Source organism: Alkalihalobacillus sp. R86527 (assembly GCF_042466185.1).
Taxonomy (GTDB): Bacteria; Bacillota; Bacilli; order Bacillales; family Guptibacillaceae; genus Guptibacillus.
Genome location: NZ_JAXHBW010000001.1, coordinates 1,049,862 through 1,072,687, shown reverse-complemented (window position 1 = coordinate 1,072,687; position 22,826 = coordinate 1,049,862). Strand labels below are relative to the sequence as shown.

Annotated in this window: 18 protein-coding genes; 6 read left to right on the top strand and 12 right to left on the bottom strand. The window is 41.2% G+C overall.

The window, feature by feature from the left end; genetic code table 11:
• Window positions 1–8: 8 nt before the first annotated feature.
• The gene (locus SJY16_RS05410) at window positions 9–305 is read left to right on the top strand and encodes a DUF3817 domain-containing protein (protein WP_377888074.1); all 297 of its coding nucleotides are present in this window, start codon (window positions 9–11) and stop codon (window positions 303–305) included.
• A gap of 263 nt (window positions 306–568) precedes the next feature.
• Here SJY16_RS05410 and menC read toward each other — a convergent pair whose 3' ends face one another.
• The 6 genes from menC to SJY16_RS05380 all read right to left on the bottom strand — a co-directional run bounded on the left by menC (window position 569) and on the right by SJY16_RS05380 (window position 8,009).
• Entirely contained in the window at window positions 569–1,669 is a 1,101-nt protein-coding gene (gene menC, locus SJY16_RS05405) for an o-succinylbenzoate synthase (protein ID WP_377888073.1), read from the bottom strand.
• A complete protein-coding gene (locus SJY16_RS05400) occupies window positions 1,666–3,126 on the bottom strand; it encodes an o-succinylbenzoate--CoA ligase (RefSeq protein ID WP_377888072.1) in 1,461 nt (486 codons plus the stop codon). The genes menC and SJY16_RS05400 overlap by 4 nt, the downstream gene beginning before the upstream one ends.
• A gap of 72 nt (window positions 3,127–3,198) precedes the next feature.
• A complete protein-coding gene (gene menB / locus SJY16_RS05395) occupies window positions 3,199–4,014 on the bottom strand; it encodes a 1,4-dihydroxy-2-naphthoyl-CoA synthase (RefSeq protein WP_377888071.1) in 816 nt (271 codons plus the stop codon).
• A 26-nt stretch (window positions 4,015–4,040) separates the two neighbouring features.
• Window positions 4,041–4,865, bottom strand: coding sequence for a 2-succinyl-6-hydroxy-2,4-cyclohexadiene-1-carboxylate synthase (menH, locus tag SJY16_RS05390; RefSeq protein WP_377888070.1), 825 nt, complete (start codon window positions 4,863–4,865; stop codon window positions 4,041–4,043).
• On the bottom strand, window positions 4,862–6,613 hold the full coding sequence (gene menD / locus SJY16_RS05385; RefSeq protein WP_377888068.1) for a 2-succinyl-5-enolpyruvyl-6-hydroxy-3-cyclohexene-1-carboxylic-acid synthase: 1,752 nt from the start codon (window positions 6,611–6,613) through the stop codon (window positions 4,862–4,864). Before menD ends, menH begins: the two co-directional genes overlap by 4 nt.
• A complete protein-coding gene (locus SJY16_RS05380) occupies window positions 6,606–8,009 on the bottom strand; it encodes an isochorismate synthase (protein ID WP_377888067.1) in 1,404 nt (467 codons plus the stop codon). Before SJY16_RS05380 ends, menD begins: the two co-directional genes overlap by 8 nt.
• Before the next feature lie 274 nt (window positions 8,010–8,283).
• Here SJY16_RS05380 and SJY16_RS05375 point away from each other — a divergent pair, with 274 nt between their 5' ends.
• The 3 genes from SJY16_RS05375 (at window position 8,284) to SJY16_RS05365 (ending at window position 10,250) form a co-directional block, all read left to right on the top strand.
• Entirely contained in the window at window positions 8,284–8,568 is a 285-nt protein-coding gene (locus SJY16_RS05375) for a hypothetical protein (protein ID WP_377888065.1), read from the top strand.
• Window positions 8,569–8,717: 149 nt separating this feature from the next.
• A complete protein-coding gene (locus SJY16_RS05370) occupies window positions 8,718–9,662 on the top strand; it encodes a 1,4-dihydroxy-2-naphthoate polyprenyltransferase (RefSeq protein WP_377888064.1) in 945 nt (314 codons plus the stop codon).
• A 207-nt stretch (window positions 9,663–9,869) separates the two neighbouring features.
• A complete protein-coding gene (locus SJY16_RS05365; RefSeq protein WP_377888063.1) occupies window positions 9,870–10,250 on the top strand; it encodes a hotdog fold thioesterase in 381 nt (126 codons plus the stop codon).
• Between the two features lie 634 nt (window positions 10,251–10,884).
• On the opposite strand, the gene SJY16_RS05360 is transcribed toward SJY16_RS05365, so the two are convergent.
• From SJY16_RS05360 to SJY16_RS05340, 5 genes are all read right to left on the bottom strand, one after another.
• Window positions 10,885–12,909 carry an ABC transporter ATP-binding protein gene (locus tag SJY16_RS05360; protein ID WP_377888062.1) on the bottom strand — a complete coding sequence of 675 codons (2,025 nt, stop codon included), beginning with the start codon at window positions 12,907–12,909 and terminating at the stop codon, window positions 10,885–10,887.
• Entirely contained in the window at window positions 12,910–14,661 is a 1,752-nt protein-coding gene (locus SJY16_RS05355) for an ABC transporter ATP-binding protein (protein WP_377888061.1), read from the bottom strand.
• A 298-nt stretch (window positions 14,662–14,959) separates the two neighbouring features.
• The gene (locus tag SJY16_RS05350) at window positions 14,960–16,009 is read right to left on the bottom strand and encodes a M20/M25/M40 family metallo-hydrolase (protein WP_377888060.1); all 1,050 of its coding nucleotides are present in this window, start codon (window positions 16,007–16,009) and stop codon (window positions 14,960–14,962) included.
• Between the two features lie 178 nt (window positions 16,010–16,187).
• Window positions 16,188–17,147 carry an aminoimidazole riboside kinase gene (locus SJY16_RS05345; protein ID WP_377888059.1) on the bottom strand — a complete coding sequence of 320 codons (960 nt, stop codon included), beginning with the start codon at window positions 17,145–17,147 and terminating at the stop codon, window positions 16,188–16,190.
• Window positions 17,148–17,288: 141 nt separating this feature from the next.
• A complete protein-coding gene (locus SJY16_RS05340; protein ID WP_377888058.1) occupies window positions 17,289–18,659 on the bottom strand; it encodes an aldehyde dehydrogenase in 1,371 nt (456 codons plus the stop codon).
• Between the two features lie 193 nt (window positions 18,660–18,852).
• On the opposite strand from SJY16_RS05340, the gene speD reads away from it, so the two are divergent.
• Window positions 18,853–19,239, top strand: coding sequence for an adenosylmethionine decarboxylase (gene speD, locus SJY16_RS05335; RefSeq protein ID WP_377892071.1), 387 nt, complete (start codon window positions 18,853–18,855; stop codon window positions 19,237–19,239).
• Between the two features lie 34 nt (window positions 19,240–19,273).
• Here the strand turns inward: speD and SJY16_RS05330 are convergent, their stop codons facing one another.
• On the bottom strand, window positions 19,274–21,094 hold the full coding sequence (locus tag SJY16_RS05330; RefSeq protein ID WP_377888057.1) for a terpene cyclase/mutase family protein: 1,821 nt from the start codon (window positions 21,092–21,094) through the stop codon (window positions 19,274–19,276).
• A 147-nt stretch (window positions 21,095–21,241) separates the two neighbouring features.
• On the opposite strand from SJY16_RS05330, the gene SJY16_RS05325 reads away from it, so the two are divergent.
• Window positions 21,242–22,750: a hypothetical protein gene (locus tag SJY16_RS05325; RefSeq protein ID WP_377888056.1), complete on the top strand. Its 1,509-nt coding sequence runs from the start codon at window positions 21,242–21,244 to the stop codon at window positions 22,748–22,750.
• Window positions 22,751–22,826 lie beyond the last annotated feature (76 nt).

Sequence of the window (22,826 nt, the reverse complement as noted above, 5' to 3'; positions counted from 1 at the left end):
TGAACCTATTGTTTAAACAGCCTTTAAAAATGTTTCGAGGCGTCGGGTACGCTGAAGGGATTTCCTTCCTACTTCTTCTCGGAATAGCGATGCCTCTCAAATATATGCTAGATATGCCTCTTGCAGTTACAATAGTTGGCGCTATTCATGGAGGATTATTTGTACTCTATATCGCAGTGATTTTGTATGTAACTCTAGTGAAGAAATGGTCGTTTCTCAAGGCATTTCTTGCAGTTGTATCCTCCGTCATTCCCTTTGGACCATTCATTTTCGACGCTAAACTCATCAATAATTCAGAAGCCTAATCAAAAGGAAGGACCAATTGGTCCTTCCTTTTCATAGTGTCGAGAAAGGCTTAAGAACCATCTGCCACGGTGAGGTGGTGATTTCCGCTCCAGGATGCTCGCTTTCCGCGGGGCGGACGGTGAGCCTTCTCAGCGCACAAAACCATTGCGCCTCCGGGGTCTCACCTGACCCGCTCATCCCGCAGGAGTCGAGCATCCTTCCGCTCCAATCTACCTATTCGAGTATGATTACGAGGAAAAAGCTTTTAAAGAAAACGGATAGGTCACAGTGTTTCTGTCGTTAACGTAAGACGACTTAACTCATGATGATCGATATCAAAACCGATCCCAGGACCCTCTGGCACACTAATATAACCATTGTCTACAGTCACTTCTGGTGTGATGATATCTTTCTCCCAATACCTTGAAGAAGCTGAAATATCACCTGGTATAGTGAAGCCTGGTAAGCTAGCAAGCGCTATGTTATGCGCTCTTCCAATCCCTGACTCAAGCATCCCCCCACACCAAACCGGAATTTGCTTTTGGACACATAAATCATGTATGTCTTTACTTACAGCTAAGCCACCAACACGTCCAGGCTTTATATTTATGATTTTGCAACTTTGAAGCTGCAGAGCTCTTCGAACATCGTCATAAGACGTAATGCTTTCATCGAGACAAATTGGTGTAGAAAGTTTTTTTTGGAGAGAAGCATGATCCACTATATCATCAGACCCTAGCGGTTGCTCAATCATTAATAGATCATACTCATCAAGTCTTTGGAGCTTAGCAGTATCATCTAGACGATAAGCAGAATTCGCATCCGCCATCAAATCGAGCGTAGGGAACTGTTTTCGAATCGCACTAATTATTTGTATATCTTGAGATGGCTTTATTTTAATTTTGATTCGTTCGTACCCTTCTGATACTCTCTGCTCAATTTCATCAAGCATTTGATCAGGTGAAGATGCTCCTACTGCAACACCTGCTTTAATACGCTTTGAAGTTCCTCCTAATGCATGAGCAAGACTTATCTTTTCTCTTTTGGCATATAAATCCCAAACGGCTCCTTCAATTGCGTATTTTGCCATTGTATTACGCCTGATTCCGCTAAGGTGCTTGGTGACCTCGGAAGGATGGTTGAATACATGCTTCTTCAACTCAGGGATCATAATGTCTTTCAGCATATGCCAGGAAGTAGTTAGCGTTTCTTCTGTATACCATGGTGTCGTAAACGCCACTCCTTCCCCAAAACCTGATACCCCGTCTTGATCGATCGCTTCAACAACGATTAAGTCTCGATCTTTCACTGTCTCCAAACTGTTTACAAACGGTGTTTTCAGCTTCATTTTGATATGGTGAAGAATGACTGTGTGTAACTTCATGGTTTCACTCCTAACAACCTTCTTTGAAGCTTATTTGCACCATTTCTAGGAAGTTCATCAAGAAACGTTATACGTTTCGGAAGTTTGTATCGAGCTAGTCTTTCAGAAAGGAAAATTAGAAGCTCTTGTTCACTTACATGCTCTTCTTTACATACAACGTATGCAACGGGAACTTCCCCCCATTCTTTCTCCTCTATACTCGTCACACCAGCATCTAGAATGTGTTCATGCTCTAAAAGTGCTGCCTCAATTTCAGCAGGATAGATGTTTTCGCCACCGGATATGATGAGATCTTTTCTTCGGTCTAGAACAAACAGAAACCCTTCATCATCTAGATATCCCTGGTCCCCTGTATGCAACCATCCGTCTGTTAGCGAATCTGCTGACTTTTCGCGATTATAATATCCTGAAGTAACGGTTGGTCCCTTCACGATAATTTCACCATGCTGAAATGGACCTACTTCTTTCTCATTCTCCAAAATTCTTAGCTCCGAAGGAAAAAGAGCCTTACCCGCTGAACCTTGTTTGCTCAACATGTACTCTGGTGAGAGGGTTACGATTTGTGAGGCTGTTTCTGTCATACCGAATGTCTGATAGACAGGGATCTTTTTTTCCTGACAAGTTGAAAGAAGAGGATAAGGCGCTGGACCTCCACCGAGTAGCATGCATCTAAATGTTTCTGGATAGCGAGTGCTTCCAAGCTCATCAAGCATTCGTTTTAACATCGCACTAACAACAGAAACGATTGTAACGCCGTCCTTCTGAATCGACTCATTCACTTCCCTAGGATCAAAGTGTGAATGTACAACTGTCGTAATCCCATATATGACACTGCGAAGTAGAATCGATAATCCACTCATATGATACATCGGTACGGCGCTCAACCATCGGTCATTTAAATCGAGACCGAGATTCAAACTTGAACTAACAGCACTCCACCAATGATTCCCATATGTAAGCATCACACCTTTTGGTTTACCCGTAGTCCCGGAAGTATACATGATGGTGTGTAGCTGATTAAGATTGATTCTTGTTTGTAAGCCTTCGCTCTTCTCTTCACCAGGCTGAACATGTTCCCATGATATGAAAGAAACTTCCGTTTCGAGTATGGCTTCTTTTCCTTTTCCTAAGAACGTTGTATCCGTAATCAAAAAAGATAGATCCGCGTCCGTTATTTGGTAAGAAAGCTCTGCACTTGTTAGACGAAAGTTCAAAGGAACAATAACAGCGCCAAGGTACATGAGAGCGTGAATACATACAACTGTTTCTACACCGTTTCCCATTAGAAAACCAACATGATTTCCTTTTCTCACACCAAGTTTCTTTAACCCATTTGCCATTTGAATAGAACTTCTTTGCAATTCTCGATACGTCCACTCGTTTTGGCCTTCGACAATGGCGGTTCTCTCAGGGGTCATATATGAACGCTTATGTAGCCAATTAGGCATTGTTTCCATCAGGACCTCTCCTTTCTTTGTCGTTAAAAACAGCTTGATGGATAGCCATCAAGCTGTTGAATACATATCGATTTATGGGAAGCGTGGGAACTGTTTAAAGTCCGGCTTACGTTTTTCCTTAAAGGAATCACGACCTTCTTTTGCTTCTTCAGTCGTATAATAAAGCAATGTTGCATCTCCACCCATTTGCTGAAGACCTGCAAGGCCATCTGTGTCAGCGTTAAGTGAAGCTTTCAAGAAACGTAGCGCTGTTGGGGATTTATCAAGCATTTCTTGTGCCCACTGTACAGTCTCTGCTTCTAATTGCTCAAGAGGAACAACGGTGTTAACTAGTCCCATTTCTTTTGCTTCTTCAGCATTATACTGGCGACATAGATACCAGATTTCACGAGCTTTCTTATGACCTACGATACGTGCTAGGTAGCCTGCACCATAACCAGCATCAAAGCTGCCTACTTTAGGGCCAGTTTGACCGAATATCGCATTATCAGCAGCGATTGTTAGATCACATACCACGTGCAATACATGTCCACCACCGATAGCGTAACCAGAAACCATAGCCACAACCGGTTTTGGAATCACACGGATCAGTCTCTGTAGATCGAGTACATTAAGGCGAGGGATTTCGTCCTCTCCAACATATCCACCATGTCCTCGTACGCTCTGATCTCCACCAGAACAGAATGCTTTATCTCCAGCACCGGCAAGAACGATAACACCGATATTTGAATCATCTCTTGCATAAGCAAAAGCATTAATTAATTCATTAACGGTTTTTGGACGAAAGGCATTTCGAACCTCTGGTCGGTTAATTGTAATCTTAGCAATTCCATCATACGTTTCATAAAGAATATCTTCATATTCTCTTTCAGTAGTCCATTCAATCATGATGAAATACTCCTTTCATATGTAAGTTAGTTTTGTCTTTCAGAAAGTTTTTCTAGAAAACCTATTACCATTTTATCAAAGATTTGCGGTTGTTCTACATGAATTGTATGTCCAGCCCCATTTATTTTCTTTACAATCCCTTCAGGGAGGCGCTCTGCCATACGATTTGCAATCCTAATAAATTTTTTGTCTTCTTCTCCTACAAGCAATAAAATTGGGTGTTGGAGGTGAGGTAACTGTTCCCAATTAGAAGGTTGAGTGCCTGTCCCCATCCCCTTCAAACTATTTATTAAGCCTACCTTAGAATTAGCAAGACGTTGATCCTTAATTTCACGTTGTACAGATGATGGCAGGCGCTTCTGAGTCTGAAACAGTGGGAGTGATTCCCAGAAAGAAACGAATGCCTCTATTCCACTTTCATCAATCCGCTTAGAAAGAGCGCGATCTTTCATAATCCTCTCTTCTCGTTCTTCGGCGGTTTCAAGGCCAGGTGAACTACTTTCGAGAATTAAACTCTTTACGTATGTTGGATATTGAACAGCAAACGATAGAGCAAATCTTCCCCCCATAGAATAGCCGACGAGATTCGCTTTCTTTACGTTCAATTGATCGAGAATATCCTTCAAATAACGAGACATTGCTTCCATAGTGTAACAGGCAGGAAGTTCAGGCTTACTGCTTTTACCATGTCCGATGAGGTCAACTGCTATACAGCGATATCGGTCAGACCATTTTTCTATAAATGGACGCCAGTTCTCCAAAGCACCGGTAAAGCCATGAAGAAGAACGATGACATCGCCTTCTCCTCTATCTTCTACATGAAACTGCAAACCATCCGAAGTAATCATCATAGCTTATATTCCTCAAGAATAGACCGAGTAACATCTGAGACCATTGAAAAAACGTCCTTGTGTAGCGTTTTATTCAGGTTTCTATCTGTAGGTACCTCTATGATCGATAACCCCTTATGTTTCTTTGATTCTCCAAAGACCATCTTGAACTCTTCCCAGCTCGTTGCTCGGTCAAATGTCGCACCATATAACGCCGCTGTATGTTTATAATTAAGGCCGATCGGCGTTCCAAATAGATGTTCAAAGTGTTTTTCGTGTTCTTTCTCTGACTGTGGCAGAAAAGAAAATATTCCGCCCCCATCATTGTTAACAACAATAATTGTCATATTCAAATCATATAGCTTTGCTAATAACAATCCGTTCATATCATGGTAGAAGGATAGATCCCCGATGACAAGCACGGTTGATTCATAAGATACGCTCGCACCTAAAGCTGTAGAGACAACACCATCTATTCCGTTAGCGCCTCGGTTCCCCATTATATCCGGAGTACCATGTTGTGGAATAAAGAAATTATCTAAATCTCTAATCGGCATACTATTTCCTACGAAAAGCAATGACGCTTCTGGTAGTAAATGAGCTAGTTCTCTAAAAACATTTCCTTCAAACATCTCATCACCATGAGCTGTTAAAAGAACATCGATGGTTGTTTCATTAAGTGTTTTCCAAACTTTCTGCCATTCATCGTCAAAAACAACTTTCGGCTCCTTCGCGAATGCGGCGAGAAGTTGCTTGCAGAAGGCGAACGGTGATGCGATAAGCATATCAGTACTAGTTAGAGTTGGATCTCGCCAACCTGTTTCATCGACGACAATTTGCTGAACGTTTTCTAACTGGTCGATGTACTTCATATATGCTTTTGAAATAGGCATTGCACCGAATCGAAGCACGACTTCTGGCTTAAGCTTTAATTGACTTTCACCTTTCAAGACCGCATCGTAGCTTTCGATGATGAGTGGGTCTCTTTTGTTTCGGCAGTTTGATAATGGATCAACAAGAACAGGGAATCCTGTTTCATGTGCTAATTGACGAACAGCGTCTGCGAGCCGTTTATCTCCATGTGGCCCAACAACGATTAACCCTTTCTTTTTCTTTAACATCTTTATGTAGCGAGAAAGGTCATGGTCATTAATCATCATTGTACTTTCAGGAACGTTCACCCATGGTTCATTGTTAGCCCGCCCTTCTTGATAAATCGTTGAATCTGATAAATCAGGAACGAGAGGATCTCTGAATGGAAAATTCAAATGAACAGGACCACATGGCGCTTGTAAAGAAATCGCTGAAGCACGTGAAGCTATTGTTCTTATGTAACGAATCAATGAAACATCAGGAGTTGACACTTCCTTATACCATTTTGGAAAGTCTCCAAACAGCTGATTTTGATTGATCGCTTGGGGCGCGCCATTGTCTCTTAACTCATGAGGACGATCTGCAGTTAAGACGATCAACGGGGTTTTTGACTGCGCTGCTTCGATCACAGCAGGATAATAATTCGCTCCTGCTGTGCCTGAAGAGCACAAAAGTGCAACAGGCTTCTTCTGAGCTTTAGCCATTCCTAGCGCAAAAAAGCCTGCTGATCGCTCGTCTACATGAATCCAGGTATTTAACGTAGGATGATTCGCCATCACCATCGCTAGTGGCGTTGAGCGTGAACCGGGACTGATCACAACGTCAGAAACTCCGGCACGAGAAAGCTCATCAACAAATGCACCTACATATTTAGATAGGATGAGTTGATCAGTCATATCGATTTCCTCCAAGTGCTGCTAGCATCGGTTTGAACTTCATCTTCGTTTCTTCATATTCGCTATCTGGATTAGAGTCTCCAACGATTCCACATCCTGCAAACAACGAAGCATGCTGGCCTTTCAATAACCCAGAACGGATCGCAACAGCAAACTCACCATTATCCTGGTAATCGATCCAACCAACAGGTCCAGCATACCAACCCCGGTCCATCTCTTCTACTTGTCTGATCTCCTTAACTGCTTGATGTTGAGGATAACCTCCAAGTGCAGGGGTTGGATGGAGACGTTCTAACATACGTAGCAAGCTTGTCCCTTTGCGTGCTCGCGCCACGACAGGTGTAAATAAATGTTGAATGTGTGGTGTTTTATACAATTCTGGTGTTGACGGGACTTGTACAAACTCACATTCTTCCTCCATCGCCGTCCGAATCATTCGTACCACGAGGTCATGCTCGATCCGATTCTTATTATCATTTAGAAGCTTACTTCCAAGCTCCTGATCTTCTTGTTGGTTATTCCCTCTTTCGATTGAGCCAGCGAGACATGTTGAATAAACTTGCTGTCCATCTCGCTTTACTAATCGCTCTGGTGATGCGCCAATAAAACATTTGTCATTATAATTAAAAGCAAACAAATAGCTATCGCTTTGCTGGTCTTTCAGATTCATTAATGTTTTTGAGGAAGAAAATGGCTGCTCCGAACGCAGCTTGATCTCTCTCGCAAGTACTACTTTTTCTAACTTACCTTCTCTAATATTAGCCGCTGCACTGCGAACAGTATTCTTCCACTGCTCTGGTTTAACCTCTTCAACTGAGAAACGCGAAACTGTTGTAGCTTGCTCTGTCGGCATAATATCGTGAATATGATGTAAGTGATCTAAAAGTTGGTCGGAAAGTTCCTCTGGATGGTCAGTTTCTTTTACAATTGCATTCATCGTAAGCCAGGAATCTTCACCGGCTTTTGTTAACATCAATTTCGGAACGACCATGCCACCTGCAGGAAAACCTGACCAATTGTCAGTTTGAGGTGCACCAGGATCGAATGAGAAACCACCTAGTAGAACAGGGCCAACTCCGGGTCTCGATGGCGCACCCTCAACTAATGAAAATTCCAGGAATTTCTTCCATTTTTGTTCAATCATTTGGAACCGATCTTCTTTAGCTTGAAATGATTTTAATGTCCCGAGCCCAACGATCGTCGTATCATTCTCTGGGTCAGCCCAAAAAGTCCGATCGTTTTCATATAAAGACGAACCAGCTGCATAAAAGGAGAGGGGATCGACAGCATCTACTGGTAGCACCTGGCTAACAAGTACAGACGTTCCCCGTTTGTTCGCCTCACTTACACCTTGATGAAGCAGGCTATATAGTTCTTGATGCTGTATGATAGACACCGACTTCTCCCCCCAACTTTCTTTCCATGCAAAAGCAGACCGAGTCAGCCTCGGCCACAGTTACTTAAAGGATACACCTGTCCGGCTAAAACTGTCAACGAAGCGGTTTTGACCCTCACCTCATTCTATTATTAGTTTCCCTATCTCCCAAGAAAAAAATCATCTCAACACTCCGCAGATGCCCTTAGCAAAAAAAATATCGAGCATAGGATAGTAATGTAGACAATTTCATAAGGAAATGTCTATAAAAAAAGTGAACAAAGGAGGGTCTAATTTGTCCAGGCATTATTATCAAGGCGTTTGTCGTCAACATATCGGGCAATGTGTCGAAATTCGATGTCACGATGGCCAACTTCATAGAGGCCATGTAGAAGAAGTAGATGACGAATTTGTTTACATTCGTCCATTAAATCGCGATAACTGCTGCGGACCAGAGCAACCTGGAGGACCCGGCTTGTATTTTTTTGGAGCATTTGCTGGTGGATTGCTCGGAGGCCTAGTAGGGGTTGGGTTAGGAAGAATCGCTTTCTTCAGACCATATCCTTATCCGTATTATTAATAAGATGGGATCACCTTGCTAGCGCAAAGGTGGTCGTTTTTTTGTTTATACATAACTTAACATTGACACCCCTTATCCGTTTTTTTACACTATAATGGTTATAGGGGTCATTTTTTTGAAGTTTAAGATTGAGGGAGAGACATATTATTATGGAAGAGCGTTTGACTAACAGCACTGATAAGCTGGGGAAAGATTCGCCTTCGAAACCAACCTGGGAGGTGTGGTGGCGATTACTACGACCACACACATTAACAGCTTCCTTTGTACCAGTTATTATTGGCACAATGCTAGCCATTCAAGATAACCCGTTTCACTTTGGATTATTCCTTGCAATGATGGTTGCTTCAATTCTAATTCAGTCCGCAACGAACATGTTTAATGAATATTACGATTTTAAACGCGGACTCGATCATGAAGGAAGTGTTGGTATCGGCGGAGCAATCGTTAGAGATGGGGTTCGAGCTGAAACTGTTCTAAAGCTTGCTTTTATCTTTTTCGGAATTGCTATTGTTCTTGGTGTTTATATTTGTTTATTAACAACTTGGTGGATTGCAATCATTGGCGTTATTTGCATGACTGCAGGCTATTATTATACAGGGGGTCCCTATCCTATCGCTTATACACCGTTCGGGGAACTAGCGGCAGGACTGTTTATGGGGCTTATTCTAGTACTACTCTCATATTATGTACAAGCTGAAGTGATCACGCTTGATAGCGTGTTACTATCATTACCTATTTCAATTCTCGTTGGTGGGATCTTGATGGCTAATAATATTCGAGATCGAATAGGTGATAAAGAAAAAGGGCGCAAAACGCTCGCAATTCTACTTGGTCATGAGAAAGCCGTTCTGTCGTTGGAATGGATGTTTATATTCTCTTTCCTTTGGGTTGTTATTATGATTATTACGATCGATGCATCACTATGGTTATTACTAGTCTTGCTCAGCCTTCCAAAAGCTTTTAAAGCAATAAAGCTTTTTGATGGAAAAACCGAAGCGGTTCAGATGATGCCTGCTATGAAGGCTACTGCACAAATGCATACCCAATTCGGCTTACTGATGTCGATTGGCTTATTGCTAGCATATGTGTTTTAAAGAGTGTCGAGAAAGTCTAGTGACCACCTGCCACGATAAGGTGGTCATTTCCGCTCCAGAATGCTCGCTTTCCACGGTGAGCCTTCTCGGCGCACAATAACCAGGGTTTCTCTACACACTGAGGCAAAAGCTCAAAAGGGCTTTTGCCTTTTTCTATTACAATAGTATTGTATACTGAGAGGGAATAAGTGATATGGAGGAGATTGAATGGAATTCAAAAACACCTTACTTGAAGCACTTGGTATAGAGGCAGTTACATTAACCCCAGAAAAAGTAGTTCTCGACATGCCCGTTGGACCGAGTACTCATCAGCCGCTCGGATTTCTGCATGGTGGTGCTTCTGTCGCTCTAGCTGAGTCTGCTGCAAGTATCGGAGGATCATTACATCTGAATGGAGAAAACGAAGCTGCATTTGGAATGGAAATCAATGCGAATCATTTAAAAAGCAAAAAAGACGGCATCGTTACCGCGATTGCTCAACCTATTCATATAGGCAGAAGGACAATGGTGTGGGAAGTTAAAATCGTTGACGAGGAAGAAGATTTAATTTGTATATCGCGTTGCACGTTAGCAGTTAAACGTTATTAAGACAACAAAAATCCCGTCGAGTCTAACGGGATTTTTGTTCGGTGTTTCGTTTATTAACGGTGCGATAATCTTCATGATAACTATCTGATATGGCATAATGGCATCCGTCACAAACGATCCTTCTTCTTTCCCAAGGAAAGAGCAATTCTTTCTCACAGTAAAGGCATACGTGACCCATCCACATCACCCCCATTTAGTCTATGCAAGAATTGCATGCTGAAGAACACCAACAAAAAGGAGCTCTACGTGAAGGAATGTTCAACGCTACTCATCCTGCTCATTTGTTTGAACGCTTGCGCTACAGGCACAAGGAAAACAAGCAAAGGCAATTTCAGCAGACGTAACGGACGTCGGGGACGGTGACACAATAAAAGTCTCAATGGCTGGCATACCGGAAACCATACAACTTTTTTAGTAGATACGCCTGAAACCGAAACTTCCTTCTAAGTCGATTCAGCCTTTAGGATCAGAAGCTTCTACCTTTGGAGAAGAAACGCTCAAAAGAGAAGAACCACTACATGAGGAACTGATTTGCTCGAAAGAAAATGCGAAAGCAGCTGAATTTCGTTCCTCTTCTAAGTAATTCGATTTTCACATAAAGGGGGCGGGAACCTTTAAAGGTTCCCGCCCTTGTTTATACCGCCTGCTCGATCGACTTTCCTTGCTGAAGCTGATACATCTGATAATACCTACCTTGTTTCTTCATAAGCTCATCATGACTCCCCCTCTCAGCTATTTCTCCATGGTGGAGAACAAGAATTTGATCTGCTTCCCTGATCGTAGAGAGTCTATGAGCAATGATGAATGTCGTTCGGCCTTTCTTCAGAGTATCTAGCGCATTTTGGATTACGATTTCGGTTTCCGTATCAACATTGGAAGTTGCCTCATCAAGGATAAGAACGGCTGGGTCAAAGGCAAGAGCTCGCGCAAAGGAAATTAACTGACGTTGACCAGAAGAGAGCGTGCTTCCTTTCTCGATTACTGGCTCATCATAACCTTTCGGAAGAGATTTCAGTAGATCATCTGCACCCACATCTTTTAAAGCCTTCTCTATTTTCTCTCTTGAAATGGAAGGGTCATCTAAACTAACGTTCGAGGCAATCGTACCAGTGAAAAGAAATGGATCCTGCAATACAATCGCCATATGCTGTCTGAGGAATTGTTTTGGAATCGATTGTATATCCTTCCCGTCGATTGTAATCTTACCTTGTTGATTATCGTAGAATCTAAACAGCAGATTCATGATCGAACTTTTTCCTGAACCTGTATGTCCCACTAATGCAACGGTTTCACCTTTCTTTGCAGTAAAGGAAAGATCTTTTAGTACATAGTCTTCTTCCTTATAAGCAAACGAGACCTTGTCAAAAGCAACATTCCCTTCATACCGTTTAAGCTCACCATCTGCAACGTCTTCCCCTTTTTCATCTAACAATTCAAATACGCGATCTGCCGCTACAAGAGCTTGCTCAAGATTAGCTAATTGATTCACCATGTTTGTAACAGGTTGGAATAGTCTATTTAAGTAATCGACAAATGCATATAGTACACCGAGACTTACGACAGACCCTGCTGATAGCGACGCTCCTCCAAAGTACCAGATGAGCGCAACAAACGTGATATTTCTTAAAATATTCACAAGATTATATGACATAAGTGAATTTAAGTTTAAAAGTTTATTTTGATACGTGAAATGGCTATCATTCAACGTCTCGAACTCTTTTTCTGTTTGCGACTGACGCTTAAAGGCTCTAATGATCGATATCCCCTGGATCGATTCGTTGATCATTCCATTGATATCACTAATTCTCGTTCGGATAACTTTGTTGTATTTCGAAGCAAATTTTCGATAGACGATAATCCAGACAACAAGAATTGGAACGATAGCCAGCGTGATGAAAGCGAGTTTCACATCTAAGAAAAATAAAGCGATAAAAATACCAGTCATATAAATGATACTCGTGAAAAATGTTGCAAGAACAGTGACATAAAGCTCTCTTATCGCTTCAGTATCGTTGGTAATTCGTGATACAACCTTTCCGGCAGGGAGGTTATCGAAATAATTGATATGAAGCCTTTGAATTTGAGCGTAGACATCTGTACGCATGTTTTGAATAATCCGATTTGCAGATGTTTGTAACAACAGTCCTTGACCGTATTCAAAAAACGAAGCGAACACAAGTAATCCAAAATACAGCCCGATCAACCAGATAAGAGGCTGAAACTCAGGTGTATAAAACCTTAGAAGCTCTGATTTACTAAGCTTCTCTGCTTCATATGTGACTTCTTTGTCATCTTTTGAAATCGTCATAACACGATTCTTTACCGAGCGCTCTCCATCAAAAGAGATCTTGTTATCCACGAAATAATAGTCTCTTCCTACTTGAAGAATTCTAACTTCTTTCCCTTTTTCTTCCTTGTTGGAGAAATGATCACTACGCTTATACCACTCTCCACTGTATTTAACTGCGTTTTCCCCTTGATCGGTCTCGAACCATGGATTCTCAATGCCTAGAATATGTTTATCGATCATCCGCTTTGCGATCAACGGACCTGATAGTTCTGCTGCTACAGCAACTGTAAGCAGAAGAAGTGCGATAAGAATTGTTTTCTTAAACCGAAGTGCGTAATGTACTAAGCGTTTCCCAACATGTCGATTCACTTACAGCACCTCCTTCAAATTATCCTCAAGCTGCTGCCTGTCAAATTGTTCACTATACCAACCTTTTTGTTTGATTAGTTCTTGATGAGTGCCGGATTCTATTACTTTTCCTTCCTCGAGTACGATAATGCGATCAGCATGCTGCACACCTGATAAGCGATGAGTAGCGATAAGCGTTGTTTTTCCCGCTCGTTCATTTCGTATATTAGAAATGATTTGTGCTTCGGTTTTCCCATCTACAGCTGACATCGCATCATCAAGGATCAAGATTTCTGGATTAATCATCAAAGCCCTTGCAATGGAGACCCTTTGTTTTTGTCCACCTGACAAAGCTACTCCCTTTTCACCTACAAGAGTATCGAGCCCTGATGGGAGAATACTAATGTCTTTTTGAATATCTGCTAGCCTCAGAACACGGTCTACATCGCGATCCGTTCCTTCGCTTCTTCCAAAAAGAATATTCTCTTTCACCGTTCTTGAGAATAGGATTTGATCTTGAGGTACATACCCGATCCACCCTTGAAGGGTTTCCAACGAAAGTCGCTGAATTGGAACGCCTGATAGTTTCACTTCACCTTCACCAGGAGGATACTCTCTTAACAACTGCTTTAGTAATGTAGTTTTACCGCTTCCAGTACGACCCACGATTCCAAGTGTTTCACCTTTAGAGAGTGTAAAAGATATATCATCCAGGTTCTTAACTTCAGAAGAAGGATACGTAAACGTTATGTGATCAAATTCGATCGCCCCAGGGTCCCGAAGATTCTGAGGAGAGGTATCTTCTTTTACATCCGCTTCATAATTTAATATTTTATTTACTCGGTCGAGCGATGCATTCCCTCTCTGCATAATGTTTATGAGCTCTCCAACTGCAATCATCGGCCAGATTAACATCCCTAGATAAACGTTAAATGACACGAGTTCACCGAGAGTTAATGCATTATGAAAAACTAAATATGCGCCGTAACCAAGTCCGATTAAGTAGCTGATTCCCACTAGAACTTTAATTGTAGGTTCAAACAATACATCGATTTTTGCCACTCCGATATTCTTGTTATACACATCTTCTGTTAAACGACGGAACTTATCTTGATCGGCACGTTCTTGCACATAAGCTCTCGTCACTCTTACCCCTGCAATCGATTCTAAGACCTGATCGTTCATATCACCAAATGAATCTTGAGCTGCCGTGAATCGTTTGTGTATGATTTTCCCATACCGATTCATAGCAAGAGCCATCAGAGGTAAAGGCAGTATAGCAGCTAGCGTTAATTTCCAACTGATTAGTATGCTCATTGTCGCAAGAACGATAATCATAAAGGCTGTGGAGTCTACAAGCGTCAAGATTCCAAACCCTGCCGTCATCGAAACCGCTTTCAAATCATTCGTGGCTCGTGCCATTAAATCGCCAGTTCTATTTCTCTCATAAAAAGTAGAGGTCATTTTCAACAAGTGCTTCATGTATTTAGAACGCAACATTCTCTCTACTAAGAACGCTCCCCCAAATAATTGATACATCCAAATGTACGTAATAAAATAAACAGCAAGCAACAAAGCTCCATACGTAAGAAGGTAATTTTGTAACCGATCCCACGTTAATGTACCGATATTGATTTCATCAATTGCCATACCGATCAATTTCGGCGGAATCATTTCAAGTACACCCGCAAAAACGAGTAAAAATATAGCAAGTGCATATCTCTTCCATTGTTGTTTGAAAAACCAGCTTAACTTCCCTAATATAGCGAACAATACATCCCCCCCAATCCCATTTACCATGTGTAAACCCCAAATGTAAGACAATAAAAATGTCCAACAAAAAAAGGCATAACCGCACGCGGTTATGCCTGATATTCGTTAGACATTAAGTAGGGCGCACGTCTAAGACGCTCCCCCTTGTTAAATTAAGCATTACACTTGGGTAATGTGCGTCTTTTTTTCACATGAAATTAATACGTTTACACTCTTATATACATGCTCCATCACACACACTCCCTTTCGAATTTTTTCACTCTGTTAGCTTATCATTATTTTCACAAAATTGTCAATATTATTTCGTTAATGGATTAACACTTTCCTCACCAGTTAAATCAGCGATCATTTCCACAAGAAGTGCAATTTCTTCTTCCATATCTTTCAAGCTTACAGTTTCTACTGGTGCATGCATGTAGCGAAGAGGTAGCGATAGTAGAGAAACTGGCACTCCTTCTCCTGTTAACCGAAGTTTATCAGCATCTGTACCTGTCATCCTCGGAGTAAGCTCATACTGAATCGCCATGTCTAATTTCTTAGCTGCGTTCAGCAACATTTGGTTCACCTTAATATTAATTGGTGCGCCCTTTGCGATAACAGGACCTCCTCCAACTTTCACGTCTGTATGTTTGCTTGAATCGATACCAGGATAATCGGATGCAAACGTAACATCACAGGCAATCGCCATGGTTGGTTTGATTCCTGCACCAGCGAAATAGGCTCCTCCCATGTTTGTTTCTTCATTCACTGTACTTACAGCATAAACACCCACTTTTGGATTTCGCTTCGCTACTTCTTTCAAAACCTCTGCCACAATGAAAGAACCTGTTCGATTATCAAGTCCTCGTCCACTGATTCGATCGTTTAGCAGGAACTCAACCTCCCGCTTGTAAACCGCTAAATCTCCAATTTCGATATACTTCTCTACCTCCGCTTTAGAAGTGGCTCCGCAATCGATATAAAGATCATCAAAAGTAAATTCACCCTTCGCACCACCATGATGCTCTGCATTAACACCGAAGACACCATTCAATTTCCCATGCGTTCCAAAAATCGTTACCTTCATACCAATAGCAGGTTTATGACTGATTCCACCAAGCTTTTCTACTCGAATGAACCCTTTATCATCGATTTTCTTTACCATAAATCCAATTTCATCAGAATGGCCAGCTAACAATACTTTAAATTCAGCTTCTGGATTTAAGATACCGATTACATTTCCAGCATGATCTGTACGCATTTCATCAGCAAATTCGCTAACATAGTCCATCCACTTATGCTGGATTTCCATTTCAGCTCCAGAAGGAGAAGGCGTTGCAAGTAGTTCTAGTAAAAAGTCTTTATTCATTTCATTAGCACCTCCGTAAATTCATCCACTACGATTGTACCGTACCGTTTTGATACATGCTAGTTCACTCAATACTAGAAAAACATCTCGCTATGCGAGATGTTCAGCTTGTTGGGAGACCTTATTATTTTTGTTCACTATGCCGTAGGAGTTTTTAATTAGTCTTTAAGCGAGATTTTTAAACTCTAGTCTTCAATAGCTCTTGTACTTCAGTCAATGTAGGAAGTGCTGTCATCGCACCTTTTGTTGACGCTGCTAGAGCTCCCGATACGCTAGCAAATTGTGTCATCTTCAGAAGGTCTTCTTTTGTTAACTTTGATAATCCTTCTTCCCATTCATTGAAACCGTACAAGATGCCAGACACGAAAGCATCTCCAGCACCTGTCGTATCTACTGCGTCAACCTTCATGGCTGGAACGTTCAAGGAATATTCAGGTGTATAAACGAGGCTTCCCTCTCCACCCCTTGTAATAAAAATAACTGGAATTTGATAGTGCGAAAGCTTTTTAATTCCAGCATCTATATCATCTTCTCCAGTAATGAACGTTAGCTCCTCTTCAGACAACTTCAAAATATCTGCCTCGGATAGCATGGAGACGATTATTTCTCTTGCTCGCTCTTCACTTTCCCATAGGCCAAGCCTAAGATTTGGATCATATGACACAAGGAGACCCTTTTCTTTCGCTAATTCAACCGCTTTTCTTGTTGCACTACGTGATGGCTCACTAATCATCGATATCGAACCGAAATGTAGAATGCGATGTTGATCAAACACTTCTGCTACAATTTCCTCAGAATGCAGAAAGCGGTCAGCACTTGGGTTTATGTAAAAGTCAAAGCTCCGTTCCCCATCCTCTGCATTCGTAACGAATACGACACCGGTTCGCTCAGCTTCTGTTAAAATCATTGTCGATACACCAACACCATAATCACGTAATGTGTCTCTAAGAAAACGTCCTAGTACATCATCCCCTACTTTCCCTAAGAAAGTAGACTTTGCTCCAAGACGGGAGAGACCTACCGATACATTCGCTGGTGCACCTCCAGGACTTTTTTGATACGTTAAGTTATCTTTATCTAGAGGGATAAAATCAATCAAGGCTTCACCAAGACTAATAATTCCTTTAGGATGACTCATTTAATTCCTCCTAATCGAAAAGTAAACCTTAACTCCAAAAGAAGGGAGTAGCTTTGTCGCTATCATATCATGACAGTTTAAGATACTAAAGAGGAAAAGCGTTTGATTTTTTTCATGGAAATCGTAAAGATTTCAGCACTTTTACCCCATTATTTTCTTTATTATTTTGAGCCCATTTTTAGCGGATGGATAGCGGAATGAGAAATCAAATTTGGTGGTCTGTTTTACGATACTTTTCTTGTTCGAAAAAGCTTCAAAACTCGCTTTTCCATGATAGCTACCTGTTCCACTCGTACCTACACCCCCGAAAGGAAGATAAGGAGAAACGATATGCATAAGAGTATCGTTCATACATCCGCCACCAAATGAAAGATTCTCTGTAATGTAATCCTGTTTCTCCTCGCTTTCTGAGAAGAAATAAAGAGCTAATGGTTTCGGACGCTTTCTTACTTCTGTAACGACTTTCTCAAGGTCATCAAATTCAAGTACAGGAAGTAACGGTCCGAAGATTTCATCCTGCATGATCGAATCTTCCCACGAAATGTGATCGATTATAGTAGGAGCGATTACTCTCTCATCAGCTCGATGTTGTCCACCTATAACCACATCGCCATCATTAAGAAAATTCTTCAGTCTCTCAAAATGGCTATCACTTACAATATGAGCATATTTCTCATCACTTATCGGATCCACGCCGTAGAATTCATTCAAAACTTCTCTCATGTTCTTAAGCAATTCATCCTTAACTTCACTGTGTATATAAAGATAATCAGGAGCGATACATGTTTGCCCTGCATTCGTGAATTTCCCCCAAATTATTCTTTTGGCTGCAAGCTTTAAATTAGCATCTTTCTCTACGATAGCTGGACTTTTACCACCTAGTTCAAGGGTTACCGGAATTAGCTGTTTTGCCGCAGCTTCCATGACAATTTTTCCAACTGCAACGCTCCCAGTGAAAAATATATGATCAAATGGCTGTTTAAGTAATTCCGTACTTTCCTGAACTCCACCTTCAACAAGAGAGATATACTTCTCCGCGAAATTTTCTCTGATCAACTTAGCTAGCACCTTTGAAACAGTGGGAGTTAGTTCAGAAGGCTTCAACACTGCACAGTTTCCAGAAGCTATTGCGCCTACCAGAGGTGCAAGTTGAAGTTGAAAAGGATAATTCCAAGGAGCAATTATTAACGTCACACCAAATGGTTCCGAGTGAACGTGACTTTTTGAACCAAGGTGAGTGATTGGTGTTTTGACACTTTCAGGCTTCATCCATTCCTTTAAGTGCTTTATGGTAAATTTAATTTCCTCAAGAAGGAAACCAATTTCTGTCGTGTACGCTTCCCATTCTGATTTATGTAAATCAGTCTTCAACGCATCCAATACCTCTTGCTCATACTCCTTGATCGCATTCCTCAATACTTCAAGCTGCTGTTTTCTAAAATCATACTTCTTTGTGTCACCGATATGATAATAATTCTTATGATTTTCAACTAACGCAGGTATCGATGTCATAGTCTTTACTCCTTTGATTCCCTTTTTTGTTCTTAAGTTTAAACTTTTAAACATAAGGTGTCAAACCATACACTTCTTCTTTGTAACTCTCTTCAAAAACAGTTTAACATTTCTTGTTAGAGGGGAGAAACGTTGTATAAATAGATTTCCTATTATAGAAACTAATAGAAGCAAAACAAGGGAGGCAAATACCATCGAAACACTTGGCCATCATATAATAGCTGAAATGTGGAATTGCAATAAAGACAAATTGAACGACCTGGTATTTATTGAGGAAACGTTTGCCAAAGCTGCACTCAATTCTGGTGCTGAAATACGAGAAGTCGTTTTTCATCCTTTTGAACCTCAGGGAATTAGCGGAGCTGTCATCATTGCAGAGTCGCACCTCACGATTCACAGCTTTCCTGAACATGGATACGCCTCGATCGACGTGTACACCTGTGGAGATAAAATCAACCCCTCAGAAGCAACGGATATGATCGCTCATGAACTAGAGGCGAATACGGTTCATTCCGTAAAAATCCCTCGAGGTACTGGTGAAATTAAAGTAAGAGAAGTTGAAAAGAAAGGACTAGAGTAAAGGACAACGTGCGATAACCTCTGCACATTATCCTTTACTCTTTCTCACTACTTAGCTTGTAGTACTGAGCAAGTGTAAGCAGAGGCCAGATAATATTATAGCTATGATAGTGAATATAGAAGCTACCTGGTAACCCCGCTCCAGTTGGATACGTAAGCTCTTGTTCTGTAAAAGAATGTTTCAAAAGGTAATCAATCCCTCTTCTCACCTCTATCGTATCACCTTCCCAACTCATCAACGCATTGACAGCCCACGCTGTTTGAGATGGTGTAGCGTGAGAAAGTGGAATATACCGATGCTTTACATTACTTCTACAAGATTCTCCCCATCCTCCTTGCTCTTGCTGTGTTTTCTTTAAGAATCTCAGACCGCTCTTTACAACAGGATGGTTCTCACTTACACCAGCCGCTTTTAAGCCGGTTAGCGCTGCCCATGTTCCATATAGATAATAAATCCCCCACCTTCCATACCATGAACCATCACTTTCTTGATTTTTTGTTAGCCACTTCGTTGCATTCTGTATAATTGGATGTGACCCTTTTATTCCGGCATCATTACATAGGAACTCGATTGTTCTTCCCGTTAAATCCGCTGTTGAGTCGTCAGGGAATGAAGAGTCTGCTCCATTAATAGGTAAGTCTTTTAACAATAGAGCCCTTCGATCAGGTTCAAATGCTGGCCATCCGCCATCATCATTTTGCATACCGAGGAGCCAATTAACACCCCTCTGCCACGCTGCATGAATTTCTTCATCAAAAGATATATATCGCGTGATCGCTCTTAATGCTACAGATGTGTCATCCATATCTGGATGAAAGGTATTTCCTTCTGAGAATCCCCAACCACCTGGCTGAATGTTTGGTCTCGTTATTGCCCAATCTCCTTTACGGTCTTGCTGATGTGTTAATAAATAGTTTACTGAGTTGATTCTCATAGAAGAGTTGTATGAAACCCCTGCTTTATCTAGTGCATACGACATCAAAGCGGTGTCCCATATTGTTGAAGGTGAATTTTGGACATGCATCTCTGGGAGCCAAATCATCTCCTTCAACCCTTCTATCGCATTCATAATCGTTGGTGAATGACGATCATAGCCTAACGCAAGCATCGCATAGACCATAAAAAATGTCGCGGTCGCATAATTAAACAATGTTCCATCAGTTTCTATACGTTGAATCATGTATTGTTCTGCCCTTTTTCTTGCTAGCAATAATAAATTCGTGGGTAAACGGAGACGAGAGTCCCGTGATTCATCTGACGTATTTCTTTCCCTCACCACAAGATCGGAAAGGTCTGGTGTCCATTTTGTCTGAATTGTAAATTTCTTATCTTGCATGATGATAATAGGTGCGAAATGAATGCGTGCATAAGAACTTAAATCATAGAATGAGATTGGAAATGACTCAGGAACCAGCATAAAAAGCATAGGAAAATGAAAGAGATTTTGCCACTTGATATGACCATGGATAGACAGAAACACTTTTGTGAATGAATCAGTCGCACCTAATCCTCCATTCTTGATAATATATTCTCGCGTTTTATTCAGCCTTGCTTGCGATACTTTACCAGAATATAGCAAACTGTGGTATGCCTGTACTGTAGCTGAAAGATTTCCACCCACCTCATCATGATACAACTTCCAGTAACCTGAAGAATCTTGTTGATTTAGCAAGCGATCCACTAACGCTTGAAGTAAACCATCCTCATCTACCTCTAACGTTCTTATTAATACGATCAAAGCTGCATCTGTTACTAGACTGTTCTCAAAACAATAGTGAAAGGCTCCATCCTCACCTTGAGCAGACCGAGCTAATTGAATAAATTTTTTTATACAAGTTTCTACGCGATCCATCATTAGTTACCCCCCTCTCTCAAAACATAGAGCTACCGTACCCTATTCAATACTTATTCGTTCGTTAATTCATCATGTATTGTAAATTTTTTGAAACTTGTGTAAAATTCATACGTATGGATCAACAAAGGGAACGAGGGGGGAGACAGAATGAAAAAAATCGGGTTACCTATTGGCGCGGGGTTAATTATTTTATTGTTTGTTTTCCTTCACCAGCTGAATTTAATTCAAAAGCAGCCAGACGAAAACTGGAGCAGGACGATGGAGTTAGGTTTATCGGTGGAGGATAATGAAGTGTTTGTTGCAGACGGGGAAGACTCAACTGATGTTTACATTTCTGGAGATCCTGCGAGAAAGCTAAACATCAATACAGATCTTGAGCTTTCATCTGAGGAGTTGGAATATAGCATCCCTGAAGGCTATGCATTCTATGTCGATGAAGAACAGGCAATGTTTAAGGACGGAGATCAGCTCATCCATTCAAAAGATGGGATAGAAACTCCTATATTAGACGGAATCGAAGGGATCAACGCCTCCCATAATGGCATCGTTACATGGTCGAAACATAAACTTTATTTCGTATCTCCAGAAGGACAAGTAAAAAACGAAGTAACGTTTGATCAGGAAGATCAGGTTAGAAGCGCAGTAGTAACAGACGATGATAACGTGATCCTCTACGCATTGACAGGGACAATGAACCGAATCTACTATGTGAAACCAGACAAAACACCTGAACTCATCATGGAAACGAAAATTGTTGCAGGTGACTACTATAGTAATTTTCAAGCTGTTGAGAAAGGTGAAACGACTGTTTTCACATATACAATTTTCGCAACGAGGAATGGCTCGAAACTAATAAATACATATTATGCCGAAAGTTCAGGGAAAGGGGAAGTAGAACCAAAGCTTCTCAAAATTAATAATACTGAAACTAACGAAACATTTTCTAAGCCAAGTTATGTCTCCCTTGGTATTGAAGATGGAGAACCAACTCTCCTATTTAGTGCTAACGATTATATTTCTCCAAAAAAAGCTGTTGTAAGTATTTATCAAGCCAAAAAGAATGAAGACGGATGGATGGCCTCTCGCAGAAGTACGAGTGAAGAGCTATCAATCAGACCTATTCGATTAAATGATCAAGCGATCATTTGGTTAGATCAAGAAAAGTCCGGTTTTAAACTGCATGGAGCTTCTACATCCAAAAGTGTCATCGCCGAAAGCACGAAGACCACTGGTAAGGATATTAGGTTTGCTCTATTTGATACATTCTCAGCAATCGTAGGAATGTTTGCAATGCTTGCTTTCTCATTTGGATTCCTAATCCTTCCTGCATTTGCACTTATGTATCTGTATTTCTCGAATACGACGGCTCTTGAACGAGACAAAAGCTGGGTTGAATGGACAATCGTTACACTGTTTGTAGGCTCACAAATCGCCTTTTTACCATCTATCCTCGACGGACCATTTCAATACCTTGCACCAAATTATTTAACGTTTTCAGGCGCAGGTTACGTATGGCCACTCCTAATATTTGTTTTTTCATATATGATTAGCCGGCTTGGGCAGGACCGGGAATGGACGATTTTGCAAAAAACATCTTACCAACTCGGAATTAATTTAGGAATCGTCGTCCTTCTGTTAGGACCATATATTTTGTAACTAAAAAACATGCTCGGTGAAAGCCGAGCATGTTTTTTTAGTTCAGCTTGTAGAGGAACCCCAGGTTCTTCTACAA